Raw genomic sequence first — 13,654 nt, 5'->3', positions numbered from 1 at the left:
AAACCAGCGCGCTACGCCACCTTTGGCAACCACAGAGCCGCTCATTTGCGCACCGCTCCGAAGGTGATGCCGCGCAGCAGATGCTTGCGAAGCAGCACGGTGAACATGACGATCGGGACGACGAACAGCGTGGTCGCGGCGGCAACCGCCGGCCAGTCCTGCCCGCCCTCGCCGATGATGAAGGGGATGAAGGGCGGCATGGTCTGCGCCTCGCCGCTGGTCAGCAGCACCGCGAAGGCGTATTCGTTCCAGGAGAAGATCAGGCAGAAGATCGCGGTCGCAGCGATGCCCGTGACGGCCTGCGGCAGCACCACCTTGCGCAGCGCCTGCAGCCGCGTGTAGCCGTCGACCAGCGCCGCCTCCTCATACTCGCGCGGAATCTCGTCGATGAAGCCCTTGAGCAGCCAGACCGCAAGCGAGACGTTCACCGCGGTGTAGAGCAGGATCATGCCGAGCCGCGTGTCGGTCAGGTTGAGCTGCCGGTACATCAGATAGATCGGAATCGCGACCGCGACCGGCGGCATCATGCGCGTCGAGAGGATGAAGAACAGCAGATCGTCGGCCAGCGGAATGCGGAAGCGCGAAAATGCGTAGGCCGCGAGCGTGCCGAGGAAGACCGCGAGGAAGGTCGAGCCGAAGCCGATGATCAGCGAGTTGACGAAGCGCGGCACGACTTTCGACGGCCCGGCGATCACCATGTCCCGCTTGCGCACCAGCTGGTCGTACCAGGTCTGCGGCGGCGGCAGCTTGGCGATGAAGTCCGGCGTCTGGCGCGTGCGCACGGTGAACAGGTTCACATAGCCTTCGAGGGTCGGCTCGAAGATCACCTTCGGCGGATAGGCGATGGCATCGCTCTGCGACTTGAACGCGGTGGCGACGATCCACAGCAGCGGCAGGATCGTGATCACGGCATAGAGGATGACGAGGCCGCCGGCGAACGCCTTGGTGCGCGGCGAGGCTTCGACGATCGAATGCGCGGTGGATCTGGTGGCGGCAGCGGTCATCGTTGCTTCACCTTGTTGAGCGTCTTGACGTAGATGTTGGCGGCACCGAACACGGTCACGAACAGTATGATGGCGAGCGCCGAGGAATAGCCGGTGCGCCACTTCTCGAACGCCGCGCGCTTCAGCGAGATCGACACCAGCTCGGTGGTCGAGCCCGGCCCGCCCGAGGTCAACAGATTGACCATGTCGAACATCTTGAAGTTCTCGATGGCGCGGAACAGCACCGCGAGCATCAGGAACGGCACCGTCATCGGCAGCGTGATCGACCAGAACTGCCGCCATGCCGAGGCGCGATCGACCTCTGCCGCCTCATAGATGTAATCGGGGATCGAGCGCAGCCCGGCGAGGCAGATCAGCATGACGTAGGGCGCCCACATCCAGGTATCGACCAGCACGATCGTCCACGGCGCGAGCGACACCTGCCCGGTCATGCTGAACGAGCTCGGCGGCACGCCGGTGAACAGGCTGATCAGATAGTTGAACGGCCCGATCTGCGGCTGCAGCAGCAGCGTCCAGAAATTGCCGACCACCGCCGGCGACAGCATCATCGGCAGCAGGATGATCGTGGTCCAGAAGCTGTGGCCGCGAAACTGACGGTTGATCAGGAGCGCGAGACCGAACCCGACGACCACCTGCAACACCACCGACGAGATCACGAACTGCGCCGTGGTCTGCAGCCGGAACCAGACGTCCTCGTCGGTGAGGATGTCCCTGAAATTGTCGAGCCCAACGAACCGCAGCGGCAGATAAGACATGCTGAGGTTGAGGTTGGTGAAGGACAGCCGGATCATCCAGATCAGCGGAAAGATGTTGATCGCAAGCAGCAGCGCGATCGTCGGCGCGACGAACAGCCAGGCAATGGCCCGGTCCGACAGGCCGCGGACGCGCCGGGCGTCGCGGGATTTGGCAGGCGTGCTCACGCCTGGCATCGTAGCATGATCAGGTTGCGAGATCGTCGTCATCGTATCCATCGGCTGGGCTGGCTCGGCTTCCCCGGGGCGGTCCTCGGGGAAGCCAGTTCAGGTGAAGTATGGCGCCTATTGCGAGGCGACTTCCTTGCCCTGCTCCTTGAAGACCTTGGTCCAGTCCTTGACCAGGAGATCCAGCGCCTGCTGCGCCGTGCCCTTGTCGGCGACGACGTAGTCATGCACCCGCTTCTGCATGTCGAGCAGCAGCTGGGCGTAGGACGGTTCGGCCCAGAAGTCCTTCACGATACCCATCGACTCCAGGAATTGCGGCGCGAACGCCGCGCTCTTCGGGAAGTCGGGCGCGTCGACCACCGCCTTGAGCGCCGAGTAGCCGCCGATCTGCCACCATTTCTGCTGCACGGCAGGCTGCGCGAACCACTTGATGTAGGCGAGCGCGTCGTCCTTGTGGTCGGAGGTTGCCACCACCGAGATGCCCTGGCCGCCGAGCTGGGTGAAATGCCCCTTCGGACCGGCCGGATTGACGAAGAAGCCGATCTTGTCGCCGCCGACATTCGGATCCTTGTAGAGGCCGGGGAAGAACGCGAACCAGTTCATCTGCATCGCGACCTGGCCGGACTTGAAGGCATCGAGCCCTTCCTGCATGTAGGCGTTGGTCATGCCCGGCGCGGTGCAGCACTTGTAGAGCTCCTTGTAGAACTCGAGCCCCTTGGCCGCATCGGCCGAATTGACGATGCCCTGCATCTGATACGGCTTCTTCGGATTGTCGTAGGCGAAGCCGTAATTGTAGAGCACGTTGGTCACGCCCATCGTGATGCCTTCCGAGCCGCGCTCGGTGAAGATGTAGGCGCCATAGACCTTCTTGCCGTCGATCTCGCGGCCCTGGAAGAACTCGGCGATCTGCTTCAGCTCGTCATAGGTCTTCGGCGGCGCCAGGTCGCGGCCGTACTTGGCCTTGAACGCGGATTGGATCTCGGGCCGCGAGAACCAGTCCTTGCGATAGGTCCAGCCCACCGCATCGGCCATCGCCGGCAGCGCCCAGTAGTTCGGCGTGTTCTTCGGCCACTGCGAGTAGCCGACCACGGTCGCCGGGACGAAATCGTCCATCGAGATCTTCTCCTTGTCGAAGAAGTCGTTGAGCTTGACGTACCACTTGTTCTCGGCGGCACCCCCGATCCATTGGCTGTCGCCGATGATCAGGTCGCAGAGCTTGCCGTGCGAATTGAGCTCGTTGAGGAAGCGATCGGCGTAGCTCGTCCAGGGGACGAACTCGTATTTCATCTCGATGCCGGATTGCTTGGTGAAGTCCTTGCCCAGCTCGACCAGCGCGTTGGCCGGGTCCCATGCCGCCCAGCACAGCGTGAGCTGCTTGCCTTGTGCCGCGGCTTGCCCGCCGCCGAGAGCTCCGAGTGCAGCAACCGCAACGACCGCGGACGCCGCCGTACTACGCAACCATCCCAATGCTCGCATAATCCATTTCCTCCCTATCGTTGAAGCACCTGACCCGCTCGGCGCATCCTGCCGGATTGACGCCGACACTCCGAAACCGAGTTGATGAGCGATGATGGAGAGCGAGACGAAACGCGCCCGGAAATCGAGATCCGGACCGCTGGGCTCCTCCCACACATCGGCTCGATGCGTGATGTTTATCGTTCTTGTAATACTAAACGTATTACTAAATTCAGGAACCCGTCAAGCCGGTTTCTTGGGAGCTGCGGCGAAGCGCCAATCTGGCACGTATGACCGGTCCATCCGCCCGCACTGCAGCAACGCCGGATGATGGAAAACACCAGGGCAGGCTCGACTCGATGTTTAGTACCACGTTTTACTGAACGTTCAGCGCGGGAATAGAACGCCTTGCCCGCGGCGCCTTGCGCCATCTGAAGCGAGAGATAGCCCGACGCCCACACCCGTCTCGCGTCAGCTCGTCAAAGCAAGGCGAACGCGATCGACCCAACCGATCACGGAGCCTGATCGGCGTGTGATTTGAGGCCATGCGGTCGCGCATTGTTACGCGCTGTGCAAATTGCACTGACGGCTCCAGCGCTGCGCGAGACTGTTGAGACGGGCGCAGAACATGGCGGCCGTCTCATGACCCGCATCTGACGTGTTCGGCAAGATCTCGACCGCCTGACGGAAATTGCCGTCATATTTTGGCCATAGCCCGTTTCTTAAAGGCCCGGGCGGGCCATGTCCCGCCTCTGTTTTGCGTCGTCCGGCCGATGCGGCCGCTTCGCAACCAAATCGCAGATCATCGCTGCGCCTCCCCCCACAACACGGATGGTCTGCCAACAACAAGAGGACTTTGTAATGCGTAAAACTCTCGCGGCTGTCGCCGTGCTTTTGGCCTTCGCCTCGTCTGCTGCTGAAGCGCGCGGCCGTCATCACCATCATCGGCATTATGCGCATTCCGGTCGCCCCGCTGCGTGGTGCGGATGGTTCATGCGCACGCAGGTCGGCAGCGATCCGGGTCCGCAATACAATCTGGCGCGATCCTGGGCGCGATACGGCAGCAATGCCGGCGGCCCTTCGGTCGGCGCGATCGTCGTCTGGCGTCATCACGTCGGCAAGATCGTGGGTCACGAGAACGGCCAGTGGATCGTGCAGAGCGGCAACGATGGACACGCCGTGCGCACGCGTCCGCGCTCACTGGCCGGCGCCATCGCGTTCCGCAACGCCTACGCTCAGTTTTAGGGAACTTCGCTTCAGCGCCGACATCCGAGCGTGCGCCGCCGAGCGGTATACGAACCGTTCATCATCGCGGCCTACGCTCCGTCGGGGTTTCGCCCTGAAGCCCTCAGACGGGCGCCGTCACCTGTGTTGACCAGGTGGCGGCGCTTTTTCAGGAATGCACCAGCTTGCCTCAGAAACCGAAAAAAGCCGCTTCCGTCTCCACCACTGCCTCCTATTGGTCGGCCGCTTACGTCAGTTTCCGCAATGGCGTGACTGTTTTCGCTGTGACCGGCGGCGTGCTCGGGTTCCTGCTGGTCGCCAGGCACTATCTCTGAACCGTCAGCGCTTTCCGAGACTCTTCAGATACGCGCAGAACATGTCGGCCATGGCGTCGGCATAGCGCTCGATCTCGGCCTGACTTCGCGGACTCTCCGAAAAATCCTTGCCCACCGTGCTGAGCGTCGTCGTGATCAGATCGCCCGCCATCGCGCGCACCGCGTCTGATGTCGTCGGCAGTGCGTCGCGCATGAAGGCTGCGACGATGCGTTCGCCCGCTGCCCGCACCTCACGCGCCTCGGGCGCGTCGCGATAGAGCGGCGCGGCGTCGTTGAGTGCAACGCGCACCGCAGCTTCCTCACATTCGGAGCGGATGAAGGCGTGCACCAGCGTGCGCAGCCGGTCCAATGGCGGCCGCGCGGCGTCCTCGAGGATGTCGCGCAGCAAGCTGATGTTCTGCCGCCACTCGTCGCTCTGCAGCCGGAACAGGATCGAGGCCTTGTTCGGGAAATACTGATACAGCGAGCCGACGCTGACGCCGGCCTTCTCGGCTACCCGGGCCGTCGTGAAGCGCTGCGCGCCCTCCTTGGTCAAAACCTGAACAGCAGCATCGAGAATGGCCGCGACGAGCTCCGTCGAGCGGACCTGTTGCGGCTGTTTTCGCGAGGAAATTGAAGAGGTTCGCCGCTCATCCATGGACGTCCCCGGGAATGCGATTAGCGAATGCGACTAATTATTCGTATTTCAAGCGCGGCGCAAGGACGCGCCGATTTTTGGACCGGAGACTTACATGACGACCCTCACCTCACCCCGACTCGCAGGCCTGCTCGACCGCCTGTTCGCGCAGGCCTCCGCCGCGGTGGAGGAGACCCAGCTCGCAGTGGCCGACCTTTCCGGCGAGGAACGGACGCGCCTGATGCGGAGCAGGACCGACTACCGCGCACTGTACGGCCGCTTCAACAATGTGCCGCTCGCGGTCTCGCGCGAGACCGGCGTGCTGCTCTACATGCTGGCGCGCAGCACGCGGGCGCGGAGCATCGTCGAGTTCGGCACCTCGTTCGGCATCTCCACGCTGCATCTTGCCGCGGCGCTGCGCGACAATGGCGGCGGCCATCTGATCACCAGCGAATTCGAATCGTCGAAGGTGGTGCGCGCCCGGGACAATCTCGTCGCCGGCGGGCTCGACGACCTGGTCGAGATCCGCGAGGGCGATGCGCTCGAGACGCTGCGCACAGGTCTGCCCGATGCGATCGATCTCGTGCTGCTCGACGGCGCCAAGGCGCTCTATCCCGACATCCTCGATCTCGTGGAGAGCCGCCTGAAGCCGGGTGCCTTTGTCGTCGCCGACAATGCCGACCACAGCCCAGACTATCTGGCGCGGGTGCGTTTGCCGGCGAACGGCTACATCTCGACGCCGTTCGGCGAGGACGTCGAACTGTCGATGCGCCTGGGCTGAGGCCGACATGCAAGACGCGCGCGATCAGGCCGCCTTGATCTTGTCGATGACGGCGGACAATCGCGCGCGCTTTGCGGCGTCGCTGACCTGCGTGACGCTGGCCTCGAGATCGCCGAGCACACTGTCGATCTTCCATGCTGCGGGGCCTTCATCGATCACCGCGTCGGCCAGTTCGTCGGCCTTGTCGGGATCGCCGAGGTCGAAAGCCGCGGCGAGCAACGTCTGACGCGTCCATTCGTCGCCGACCTGAAGCCGTCTGGCACGCTCGCAAGCGGCGATCGTCAGCCGCAACGCGGTCAGCGCACGCTCCTCGTCGCCTGCCCGGGCACGCGCGCGATAAAGACGCGGCAAATTGCTCGAGCAATAATAGGCGTTGAGGTCGATCTGCATGCCCTGCTCATAATATTCGATCGCCTTCGCCTGGGCTTGCCGCTTGTCTACAGCCAGTGTGGCAGCTCTTGCCAGGCGCTTGTAGCGACCGCCCATCAGACCGAGGCGTTCCGGTGTCGGCCCCGCCGTCCTGATCAGCGTCTCAAGCGCCGCAATGGCCTGGAGATTGTTGCCGGCATAGGCGGCGGCGAATTCACGGATCTCCTGGATTTCAGGGACGTCCTTGAACTTCTTCGGAAGGCCCGCCGCAAAGTCGAGGACGCAGCTCCAGTCCGTGGTCTTGTCCACGCTGTCGCGCAACAGCAGCAGCAATGCGAGCGCAATCGGATAGGTCGCGGGCGGCGTGCCTTCGCTGGCGATTAGCGCCTGCGCGCGCTGCATGCGCTCGGCGTGCGGTGCGGCACGCACCTCGCGCACCTTGGTCTGGAACGCCGCGAGCTCGGCGAGCTGCTCCTTGGTCGTCGTCGCCTTCGTCGGATCGACATCTTCGGGATAGCCGGGGATCGATTGGGGCATCGGCGAGAGCCCGTCGCGGAGCGACACGATGCCCTCCTTGATCCTGGGCCGGAGACCGGCTGCGGTGTCGTCGGAGATATTGCCCTCGGGGAGCGGGTAGCGCACGGTGCGCATCTGCACGACGTCGAACAATTGCTTCGACCAGTCGGCGGCAAGCAGCACACAGCCGGTCTTCTGCGCCGCATGGCGGATACCGACCTCGTAATAGACGTTGCCGTTCGGGATCGTCATGTCCGCCAGCACGAGGTCGGCGAAATAGAGCCGCTCCAGCATCTGGCCGACGATCAGCGCACCGGTGTCCTGGTCGGCGCGAACCGGTTCATAGCCCAGCTCCTTGATCACCGGAACGTAGCCGCGATCCCACAGCGCGTTGAAATCGATTTCGGCCGGACCAAGCTTGGACTCGGCCTGGGTCGGCTTGCGGCCGTAAGGCATGATCATGAAACACGACGGCATGTTGCAATCCCTTCAGTCCCATAATCTTCTCGTATCCAGCCAGTAGACCCACGTCGTCTTGCGCCCCGCTTCATCCATCAGGTGCTTGGCGCCGCCGGGACCGTCGCCGCCTTCGCCGTTCCACAGGCAGACAAAGGCGAGCTTCTCGTCGCCAAATCGGGCGGCCCGCTCCAGCATCCATTGATTGTCGCGCTCATAGGCGTTTTCGCCGGCCGGCAGCGGGCCGAGTTCGTCCGGCATGACATGGAGCGCCGCGCGTGATTTCGCCGCGAGATAGCGCGCGCGCCAATTGCCGCCGGCGAAATCGACCGAGCCGGCAAGAAAGGTCGGCTCGTCGAACGGGATGTAGATCTCAAGCCCCATGCCTTGCGCGAGGGCAGCCTCCGCAAACAGCAGGTCGCCGCCGCAAGCGCCGCCGCAGATCGCGAGGTCGCCCTTGGCGACACCGATCTTCGCAAGCGCATCGGCGATCGCAGCGGCCGCGGCAGGCTCCTTGTCCGGCGGAAAGCGAGGCGTTTTTCGATCTGGCGCATCGATCATGTGACCGCTGAAGAGAACCACTATGTTAGGTGATCCGGCGCGTTGGTCCGTGGTCATCGTGACACCCGACTGATGGTTGGATCATTGTGTCTCGATGACAAACTTAGCTGAAGGCGAATCTCCTGTCGAAGCCGGGACCCGAGTGTCAGGACGCCGCGCTGCGCGACATCAATTGATATCGAAGGCCGGCGGGAAATGTTCGGGCTTGACCTGCACCTTCGCGGCGAGCGCTCCGATCGCGGCGAGCTCGTCCATGTTGGACGGGTCGTCCATCGCGGCGATCTTTGCCAGCGCCTCCGGCGTCCGGTCGATGGCGACCGTCGTCTTCAGCCAGCCCGTCTCCAGCAGCACGTTGTAGCGCGCATAGGTCGCAAGTTGCGGTCCGCCCTGGCTGTCCGCCGCCATGTCTTCCACCGCGCGATCGATCGGCCACGGCGTCAGACAATTTGTCAGCCATTGCAGCATGCCGTGATTGAGCCGTCCGCAATCGTCCATGAGCGATTGCAGCGCCCGCACGCCCTGCTCCGCCGCCGGCATGTGGACGATCTGGTCGGTCGAGTATGTCGACTTGAATACGCCGGTCCCTGCCGAGATCAGCAGGAGCTTGTCCTTGCCGCTATGCCACCGGAAACCATGACCATGAAGCGAAGCGAGCATCAGCAGCTGCAGCGCCGGATCGTTGAACGGGCTGACACCGCCGTCGACGAAGGCGCCGCTGACCGTGTGACCGTCGCGCGCGGAGATCTTGATCTCCTCGGGCTTGAAATAGGTTGGGGCCGCAGTGCTGGCGCGAACCACTTGCGTCAGCCGCAACGCGCCGTCCTGCCTGGCGTAGGGCGCGTCCGGATGATTGTGCAGCGGCCAGGGACTGCCGGTATCGAGCCGCTTGGTCATGATCATCAGGCCGGTGCGGACGTGATCGCCGCCGAGCGCCGTGTCGGCGCCGAGCTGCGCGTCGAGCGCGTGCTGCAAGGCGTCGGAATTGAATTTCGGCGCCAGCAGCCCCCGCCGCCAGAACGATTCCTGAAAGATGTCCGTGCCGATTCCGCGGTAGAGCTTCTTCAAGGCGTCCACCGTCATCCCGCAGGCAAGCCCGGCCGCGATGATCGATCCGGTGGAGGTGCCTCCGATCAGATCGAAATAGTCGCAGAGCAGCAGGTCATCCTTGCCGGACCGCTTGCGCAGCATCGCCTCGATGGCGCCGACATATTCGAGCGTCAGGATGCCGCGAATGCCGCCGCCGTCGAGCGCCAATATCCGCTTCGGCCCAGCGTCACGATCGAGATGCTGCTGCTTCGTCTTCGGCATGGCTGGCCCTCCGACTATGACTGTTGCTGATCTCGATACGGCCGAGCGATCACGGCCGAAGGCTCACTTGGTCGCGCTTTCGCCCGTACGGCGCCGGGGCATGAAATGAAGCGATGTGCTCACGTCGACACATCTGCTGATGTTTCGAAAAATTTTAGTCAGTGCATTCCGGAGCAGGACAAGCATCGCGCGCCGGCTCCCTGCGCATGTTGCACATGATACACCCTAGGGTATAGTGAGATACTTCACTGGCAGGCGGTTTTTCTTTTTCGCGGCCGGCGATCGCAATTTTCAGAGACGGGTTATCATCGGTCCGCGGCGAGACATGCAGCCGCAGCATCCGGCCGACCAGTCACGGCCAGCCGTCGCATAAGATTCATGCAGATCGGATTTTGCCATGCCAAACGATTTCTCGGTCTTTATCAGCCATCGCGCCGAAGACAGGTTTCTCGCACGCCTCTTGAAGGCTCGGCTCGAATATCTCAGCAGCCTGGACGGACAGCGTTCGGTGGGATGCTTTGTGTGCGAGGAAATTCCCGGCGGCGCCGAGTGGCGCCAGTGGATGATCGACAACACGGCGAAGGCCGACTGCCTGATCTTCATCCACACCAACGCCGAACATAATTGGACCTGGTGCGCGTCCGAGATTTCCCAGTTCGACGGCTACAAGCGCGCGCTGAAGCTCACGTCAAAGGTGCTGTGGTTCTCGGTCGATAGTTCGCCCTCGTTTCCGATGCTGGCGGAGAACGAGTTCTACGGGATCGGCGACGACGAGGTGCGGCGGTTTCTCGAGGATCTGTTCGTCCGGCCGACCTTCGGTCCCGTACCGCTGCGGCCGAAACTGAACGCCAATCATGCCCGCGACTTCAACGAAGCGGTGAAGGATCTGCACGCGCAATTCATGCAGATCACCCGCCCGGAAGAGCTGTTCCGCCTTCGGCTTCGCGTCGTGTTCAGCGACGAGCTGTCGTTCCGGCAGAAGGCCGATGCGCTGAAGGCATTGCCGCCTGCGGAGCGTGCGCGCGGATTCCTGACGGATGCCAGGCTGGAAGCGGATCCCGCCACCACGACGCTGCTGTCAGGTCCCGATGCGGCTGATCTCGACTGGGAGGACCTGCTCCGCGCCCAGAACCGCTACGACAGCGGCGCCTGGCTCGACGAGCTGACGAGCTATGTCGCGAACTCGTTCTCCGACGTGGATATTGCCAGCCGGCGAAGCCGCGAGCAGGTCCTCAGCCCGATCTTCCGCGATCTGAAGCTGTATCAACCGGTGATCGCCCGGCTCGAATATCTCGACAACACGCCGTTCTCGGTCGTCATCATCTTCGTGCCGATGCCGCCGTTCAGCGAGGACCCAAGGCTGATGGTCGCGCAGAACATGCCGAAGGACATCGTGTTCCTGTCGATCCTGCTGCGACTGGCGCGGCGCTTCCGATGGTCGTTCCTCGAGCCGCTCTACAACGCGGTCGAGGACCTCGACGATGACTTCAGCGCCAAGCGATGGGACGACCTGCTGCAGCGCTACCACGAATGCCTGGAAAACCTCGATTCGATCCTGCGACAGGGCAACATGCGCGAGCTTGAGACCGTCGGCGACATCAAGTCGACGATCAACATCTCCGACGATGCGCTCCTGAAGGAGATGTTCAAGGATTGGGGAACGTTTCAGAGCCGGCTCGCGCAGGCCATCGAGAAGAAGTCGCCGGGCGATGTGCGGCAAACGCTGGAGCCCTGGCTGAAGCGCAACAAGGACTTCATGAAGCAACTGCTCGTCGAAACCCAGGGCAAGGTGGAGAAGCTGCGTCCGCTGGAGGCCCGCTGACGCGCGCCGAACGCAGGTTCGGCTCGGCCGCCCCCTGCGCTCAGATCATCGACGCGACGCGCTCGAGGCCAATCAGGCGCGCCAGCGAACGGACCTCGTTCTTCTGGTCCTCACGGAGCTGGAACAGCAGCGGCATCGCCGCAGACTTCAGTTGCTGCACTTCCTCGGAATCCGGATCGATCGGCATGGTGCCCGAGGCGGGATCGCCCTGGCGCTTGGCGTGGATCTTGCGCGCGACCGCGCGCAACGCGGTCTCGACTGCCGGCCAGTAATATTCCTGCGACGACGACAGCTTCAGGCGGTCCTTGATGCCGGCAATCTGCGCGTCGCTGAGCAGGGCGTAGGTCTTCTGCGGCGCCGGCTTGGCGGCAGCCTTGGGCTTCGGCGGCGCGACCGCGGCCGGCGCTGGGACAGGCTCGGCGATCTTCGGCTGGGCCGCATCGACGGGGTCATTGAGCTTCGGCAGCCCGATGTCGGCGGGCTCGGCGGACGCATAGGCCTGGCGCACGGTATCGGCCGCGCCCGGAATCGCGGCTTGTGCCCGCAGCAGGAGCGGCGATGGATTGGCGGGCGGCTCCGCCGGCTGCGGCGCTTCAAAGGAGGCTGCGGCAAGCGTGGTGACCGCGAGCTTGTCCTGCTTGCTGGCGCGATTGGCGACCGGGCCGACGTCGGCCTGCGCAGCCGGCAGGCTGTCGCGGCCCAAAATGGCGGTGATCGCGGCGCCGGCGAGCAGGAAGCATGTCAGGGCGGCGAGGGTGATGGCTCTGGTCAAAAATTACTCCATTGCCGGCCGGTGTCACCGCAAACTGCGCGGCAAATGCGGCGTTAGCGTGCCATGACCGCGCCAAATAGGTGAAATTGTCCCGAAACGGCCCGAAAAATCAGGCCGCGGCGTCAAGCTCATAGGCTTCCTGGATGTCGGCCACGATCTCATGCGCGGTCCACAGGGCGCCGGGCTGGACCGCGTGCAGGCTGACCGTCCAGTTGGTCCGGCGGGTGCGCGGCGTGCTGACGATGTCGAACTCGACCTGACGGCACAGCGGATGCCGCTGCAGGGCGTAGAACACCCGGGTCCGGAGCTCATTGAGCGAGGCCGGGGTCTTGGAGAGCACCTCAAAAGCCATGTCGCATTCCCACAACTGCCGGGCGGCCCGCCGTGGCGGCGGACCATCCCGTGACGCATAGTTGGGACTGGCATGGTTAATGCCGCGTTAAGCGGACAGGCGGGACTTGACCGGTCAGGCGAGCCGTACCCGCGCGCACGCCGCCTCGTACTCCGCGACGGCCTGCGCCACGAGCTCGTCGACCCCAAGCACCCCGGTCACCCCCGAGGTGGAATGACCGCCGCTCCAGATGTCGCGCCAGCGTTTGGGGCGGCTCTCGCGGGCACCGATGTCGATGTCCTTGCCGATGTCGATCGCGCCGCGCGCCGGCAGGTCGTCGGGATCGAGACCGGCGGCTTCGATCGAGGGCCGCAACATGTTGGTCTGCAGGCCTGTGAAGGCCGTCGTGAGCAGGATGTCGTCGGCGGTCGCCTCGACCAGCATCTGCTTGTACCTCGCATCCGCCATGCTCTCGCGCGTCGCGATGAACTTGGTGCCCATATAGGCGAGATCGCAGCCGAGCGCTTCCGCAGCGCGCAGCGCGTGGCCATCGCTGATGCCGCCGGCCAGCACGATCGGGCCATCGAAGAATGCGCGCACCGCGCGGACGAACACGAACGGATTGAGCCAGCCGGTCTGCCCGCCGCGCCCGCGGTGAGCAGCACGAGCCCGTCGGCACCGGCCGCGACCGCGCGCTCGGCATGGCGGATCGAGGCGACATCGGCAAACACAAGCGCGCCGGCATCGTGCAGGGGGCTCAGCACCGGCGCCGGCGAGCCGACCGAGGTGATCACGAGCTCGGGCTTGTGCCGCAGCAGCACGGCAAGGTCCTGCTGTAGCCGTGTGTTGGAGCGGTGCACGATCAGGTTGGGGCAGATCGGCGCCGCCACCCTGCCGCTTGCATCGGCGTGCGCATTCAGGCGGCGCGCGATGTCGCCGAGCCATGCATCGAGCTGTTCCGTCTCACGGCAATTCACCGTCGGAAACGAGCCGATCACGCCGTTGCGGCAGGCAGCTACCACCAGCTCGACGCCGGACACCAGAAACATCGGCGCCGCGATCAGCGGCAGCCGAAGGCGATCGCGAAATCGCGCGAGAAGATCTGCGGACAAGTTGTTTCTTCCCATCATCATTGTGTTAGCGTTGCGCCAACATTGGCACGCAAGAGGCCAAACACAAAGCGG

The 13,654-nt window shown here is 64.0% G+C and carries 14 protein-coding genes and 1 pseudogene; 4 read left to right on the top strand and 11 right to left on the bottom strand.

Annotated elements, in window-relative coordinates; translation table 11 throughout:
- Positions 1–41: 41 nt before the first annotated feature.
- From AKN84_RS03505 to AKN84_RS44520, 4 genes are all read right to left on the bottom strand, one after another.
- Entirely contained in the window at positions 42–1,004 is a 963-nt protein-coding gene (locus AKN84_RS03505; protein ID WP_050419387.1) for a carbohydrate ABC transporter permease, read from the bottom strand.
- Complete coding sequence (locus tag AKN84_RS03500; RefSeq protein ID WP_050419386.1) at positions 1,001–1,933, bottom strand: carbohydrate ABC transporter permease; 933 nt, start codon at positions 1,931–1,933, stop codon at positions 1,001–1,003. The genes AKN84_RS03505 and AKN84_RS03500 overlap by 4 nt, the downstream gene beginning before the upstream one ends.
- A gap of 108 nt (positions 1,934–2,041) precedes the next feature.
- On the bottom strand, positions 2,042–3,400 hold the full coding sequence (locus AKN84_RS03495) for an ABC transporter substrate-binding protein (RefSeq protein WP_050419385.1): 1,359 nt from the start codon (positions 3,398–3,400) through the stop codon (positions 2,042–2,044).
- A gap of 540 nt (positions 3,401–3,940) precedes the next feature.
- Positions 3,941–4,330 (bottom strand): hypothetical protein, encoded by a 390-nt coding sequence (locus AKN84_RS44520; protein WP_128970388.1) that lies wholly within the window; start codon positions 4,328–4,330, stop codon positions 3,941–3,943.
- 42 nt (positions 4,331–4,372) lie between these two features.
- Between AKN84_RS44520 and AKN84_RS03490 the strand changes: the two genes are divergently transcribed.
- Together AKN84_RS03490 and AKN84_RS47170 are read left to right on the top strand one after the other, a co-directional pair.
- The gene (locus AKN84_RS03490) at positions 4,373–4,624 is read left to right on the top strand and encodes a C40 family peptidase (protein ID WP_050419384.1); all 252 of its coding nucleotides are present in this window, start codon (positions 4,373–4,375) and stop codon (positions 4,622–4,624) included.
- A gap of 164 nt (positions 4,625–4,788) precedes the next feature.
- The gene (locus tag AKN84_RS47170; protein WP_157863241.1) at positions 4,789–4,938 is read left to right on the top strand and encodes a hypothetical protein; all 150 of its coding nucleotides are present in this window, start codon (positions 4,789–4,791) and stop codon (positions 4,936–4,938) included.
- 4 nt (positions 4,939–4,942) lie between these two features.
- On the opposite strand, the gene AKN84_RS03485 is transcribed toward AKN84_RS47170, so the two are convergent.
- Complete coding sequence (locus AKN84_RS03485; protein ID WP_050419383.1) at positions 4,943–5,575, bottom strand: TetR/AcrR family transcriptional regulator; 633 nt, start codon at positions 5,573–5,575, stop codon at positions 4,943–4,945.
- Between the two features lie 94 nt (positions 5,576–5,669).
- Between AKN84_RS03485 and AKN84_RS03480 the strand changes: the two genes are divergently transcribed.
- Entirely contained in the window at positions 5,670–6,335 is a 666-nt protein-coding gene (locus tag AKN84_RS03480) for an O-methyltransferase (RefSeq protein ID WP_050419382.1), read from the top strand.
- A gap of 24 nt (positions 6,336–6,359) precedes the next feature.
- Here AKN84_RS03480 and AKN84_RS03475 read toward each other — a convergent pair whose 3' ends face one another.
- The 3 genes from AKN84_RS03475 to AKN84_RS03465 form a co-directional block, all read right to left on the bottom strand.
- The gene (locus AKN84_RS03475) at positions 6,360–7,697 is read right to left on the bottom strand and encodes a tetratricopeptide repeat-containing protein (RefSeq protein ID WP_128970387.1); all 1,338 of its coding nucleotides are present in this window, start codon (positions 7,695–7,697) and stop codon (positions 6,360–6,362) included.
- Positions 7,698–7,709: 12 nt separating this feature from the next.
- Entirely contained in the window at positions 7,710–8,237 is a 528-nt protein-coding gene (locus AKN84_RS03470) for a hypothetical protein (protein WP_050419380.1), read from the bottom strand.
- A gap of 168 nt (positions 8,238–8,405) precedes the next feature.
- Positions 8,406–9,545, bottom strand: coding sequence for a patatin-like phospholipase family protein (locus AKN84_RS03465; RefSeq protein ID WP_050419379.1), 1,140 nt, complete (start codon positions 9,543–9,545; stop codon positions 8,406–8,408).
- Between the two features lie 397 nt (positions 9,546–9,942).
- Between AKN84_RS03465 and AKN84_RS03460 the strand changes: the two genes are divergently transcribed.
- Positions 9,943–11,367, top strand: a complete 1,425-nt coding sequence (locus AKN84_RS03460; RefSeq protein ID WP_050419378.1) for a toll/interleukin-1 receptor domain-containing protein — start codon at positions 9,943–9,945, stop codon at positions 11,365–11,367.
- A 40-nt stretch (positions 11,368–11,407) separates the two neighbouring features.
- On the opposite strand, the gene AKN84_RS03455 is transcribed toward AKN84_RS03460, so the two are convergent.
- The 3 genes and pseudogenes from AKN84_RS03455 to AKN84_RS03445 form a co-directional block, all read right to left on the bottom strand.
- Complete coding sequence (locus AKN84_RS03455; protein ID WP_050419377.1) at positions 11,408–12,139, bottom strand: hypothetical protein; 732 nt, start codon at positions 12,137–12,139, stop codon at positions 11,408–11,410.
- Positions 12,140–12,248: 109 nt separating this feature from the next.
- Entirely contained in the window at positions 12,249–12,491 is a 243-nt protein-coding gene (locus AKN84_RS03450) for a hypothetical protein (RefSeq protein WP_050419376.1), read from the bottom strand.
- Positions 12,492–12,605: 114 nt separating this feature from the next.
- Positions 12,606–13,603: pseudogene (locus AKN84_RS03445) on the bottom strand (NAD(P)H-dependent flavin oxidoreductase).
- Positions 13,604–13,654: the final 51 nt, after the last annotated feature.

Source organism: Bradyrhizobium tropiciagri, assembly GCF_001189845.1.
In the GTDB taxonomy this organism is placed as follows: domain Bacteria; phylum Pseudomonadota; class Alphaproteobacteria; order Rhizobiales; family Xanthobacteraceae; genus Bradyrhizobium; species Bradyrhizobium tropiciagri.
The sequence above is the reverse complement of the archived record's forward strand: the minus strand, read 5'-3'. Positions and strand labels throughout refer to the sequence as shown.